1 protein-coding gene and 1 pseudogene are annotated in these 3,246 nt (G+C 54.5%); both read left to right on the top strand.

The genetic code is table 11. From position 1 onward, the window contains the following. Positions 1 to 680: TetR/AcrR family transcriptional regulator (locus GIW04_RS29210; protein WP_236479488.1), on the top strand; the 680-nt coding region annotated here is incomplete at its 5' end. A 403-nt stretch (positions 681 to 1,083) separates the two neighbouring features. Then, positions 1,084 to 3,246, top strand: a pseudogene (locus tag GIW04_RS29205) (hypothetical protein); the annotation flags it as partial.

Genomic DNA, 3,246 nt, shown 5'->3' with positions numbered 1-3,246 from the left:
ATGCGACAGAGGCTCTTTTCATCAAGTACGGCTATGACGCCGTGTTGCTACGGCAGATAACCGAGCGTGCCCAGGTCAACCTGGCGGCGGTGAACTACCACTTCGGGGACAAGGACTCCCTGATGAAAACCCTGCTGATGCAGCGCCTGGAGCCCCTCAACGAGCAGCGCCTGGAGTTGCTGGCGCGCTGTGAAGCCGAATCCGACGGCCCGCTCGATTGCGACACACTCCTGGGCGTGCTGTTTGCCCCAGCCATGGGCCTGGAGCGCAGCGACCCGGCCAGCGGGGAAGGGCGCTCGTTCATCCGCTTCCTGGGCCGGGTCTACAGCGACACCTCGCCGTTCATTCAGGAATACCTCAAGGTGCATTACCAGCCGGTGTTCCAGCGTTTCTTCGAAGCCTTCGCCCTGGCCCTGCCGGATTTGCCGCGCAATGAACTGGGCGTACGCCTGCAATTTGCCCTCAAGGCCATTTCCGGGGTCATGGCTGGCACCGAACTGCGCCTGCTGATGAACTCCATGAGCCTGGGCCGCCCGGCCACGGATGCCGAGGTAATGGCCAAGCTGATCACGCTGGTGTCGGCAGCGATTCGCGTGCCGCAGCAGAGTGCCGAGGCTGAAACGGCGCTGGCCAAGGTGCTGGAAACCCAGCGCGCCATTCGCGAACAGGCTGCACGCTGAAACCCATCCCCAACCCCCTGTAGGGGCGAGCTTGCTCGCGAAAAACGCAATGACACCGCGGTTAACCAGAATGCCCGCGTTATCGTTGACGTTTTTTCGCGAGCAAGCTCGCTCCTACAGAGGTAGGCCTTTTTTCTGAGCTAAAAAGCAGGCAAAAAAAAGCCCGCTGGGGCGGCGGGCTTGATATGCAACGTTTGTAACGGATGAGGCTTCACACTACGGCTTGGCTTGTGAATAAAACGTGAAAAATATGTAAGAGAAAGTGTGAATGTGCTTTGCGGCTTACAGGCATGTGAATGAGCAGGATTATTACCGCTGGTCAGAACTGTCAATTCTCACAGGTGACGGGTTGTAGTCGAGAGGACTTTTATTTCCCCAGCGATTCCCGCTCAGGAGAAAGATGATGCCGACCAAGCCCACGAATAAAAAACAGAGCGCTGCAGCCAGCCCCAAGAAAAAATCGGCTGGCATGGCTAAAACCAAGACGACGGCCTCAGAACAGCCGTCGGTTTCCGTCCTTCCTGTAGCGAATAAAAAAAAGACCCCGCCGAAAAAAACGTCGCTACCTAAAGGCCCGGCACAACCCACAGTCGTTCAAGATCTGGACTCCCCCTACCCTGTGCCCAACCAGGTCATTCCGGTTCTGGGAGCGGCCTACGGGATTGGTCATCGTCATATCAAAGATGGTTTGACCTATGTCTTTGAGCGTTGGTCCGACTGTAAAGAGGGCGATACATATCATATATGGATGAACGGGATACACATGCAAGAGGGTCAAGTTAATCCCGACAATAAAGATGACCCACGTTTTTTTCTGATAATTCCCAGAACGACCCTGCTGCACTATTTTGTCAATAATGTATATGGAGAAGTCATCCGGGGCGGCTCGGGAACAACAAGTACTTCAGTACCGCAACGTATTCTTATACTGCACACGTTGCCCGGTGGGGATGGCAATTGCGACGGTTCCTACCACCGTGGATTGACGTTTACGCTCTCCGATGTCTATGTCGACTCCGTGGTTGCGGCTCGAGGTGTGACATGCACCATCCACAAGTGGATGAACATGCGGGTCAATGACCTGGTTATGTTCTACTGGGGAGAGCACCGCTATGAGTTACCCCCTTTGCGTAATGATCAAGTCGGTTCCGACCTTACGTTCACTATCGAACCTACTTTTTTAAATGCAGCGGGCAGCGGCCATTTTGTCGTGCAGTTCTATTTATACGACGAGGTCTTGGATGTGTCTGGACCTTGCCACCGATGGAGCAAACCGACTCCTGTCAACGTTGACCTTAACCTGACGTTGCTGGATGAGCCTGAGATTGTCGAGGCGGATCCGGCAACACTGCTCTTGGAAGCTGATGAGTTACATGGTCAACCTGCCACAGGTTCAGTACTGATTCGCAGAAATGATCCGAACTTTATCAGGGGGGATTTCCTCATTTGGAAGGTGGAAGGCAACACGGTGGATGGCGAGAATGTTTCCTATGGGTTTCGCTTGGAAGTTGAACTGGCGAATTACAACGACATTGCAATTCCCAACGCGTTTATCCGTTCTCTGATTCAAAGCACCTTGAAGATCTCCTATGTTCGTGAACGAGGCATGCTGGCATCCAGATCAACCATCTATGCGGTCGCTGGAGTCCTTTATACCTTGCCTCAGCCCGACGTCGTCCAGGCGCATGGTCCATTTGTGGAGCCGGACTTGCCATACATCACTGCGGCAATGCCTGACTACACCCCGCCCGGTAATGCAGGGGATAGCCTGCGAGTCAATATTATGGGGGATAACAAGGATGGCAGTGTCGAGCACGAATTCAGCGATCGCGCCGCCGGAACTCATCCCCGTTTCCGGGACTTCCTGAACGCCGCCTATGCACGATTCGAAGGACTGCTTCGTACCCGCGTCTATTACGGTGTCACGGGGCCAGTAAACATACGCGAGTCCGAACGTCGATATATCCAGGTCGGGCGTCCGGCACGCAGTTTGATCGCACCGCATATTCAGGAGGCAGATTCCACCAACAATATCAATCCAGACAGCCTTGGCAGTGTTGCAACGTTTGAAGCCCGCGCAGAATTCAGGGCCGGCGATGAAGTCATTATCAAGTTTGTGGGATCGGTAACGGGTACAACCTTATCTCCTTATGTATTGGCCGTGAATTCCAATCCGTTTCTTGCTGATATTCCTAAACAACTGATAGAGGGCAACAAGAATGGCACGCTCACTATCAGTTATGTGCGCCGGCGGTTTGCCGTTGATGAGTTGTCCGAGGAGGCTACGTACACCATCGGTAGAGCCTTGGGCACGCTATCCATACCCGAGGTCCTTGAAGCAACAACAGGGCCGGATGAACTCGATCCGTGGGTGGTGGCAGATACCGGAGCGACAGTGCGGTGCCGCTATGATGAACCCAAGGACGGTGACACCGTGGAAGTCTGCTGGCTGGGGCTGGTGGGTGGCGGCATACACTTCGAAGTCAAGGATGCCCACAGCGGAGACGCTTATGTCGATGTGATCGTCCCAGCCGAAGCGATCGGCTTCAGTATTCATCCGTTGGGG

The organism is Pseudomonas sp. PA-4-8C (genome assembly GCF_021606625.1).
GTDB lineage: Bacteria > Pseudomonadota > Gammaproteobacteria > Pseudomonadales > Pseudomonadaceae > Aquipseudomonas > Aquipseudomonas lactis.
Note: the sequence above shows the minus strand (reverse complement) of the source record. Positions and strands in the feature narration are given on the sequence as shown.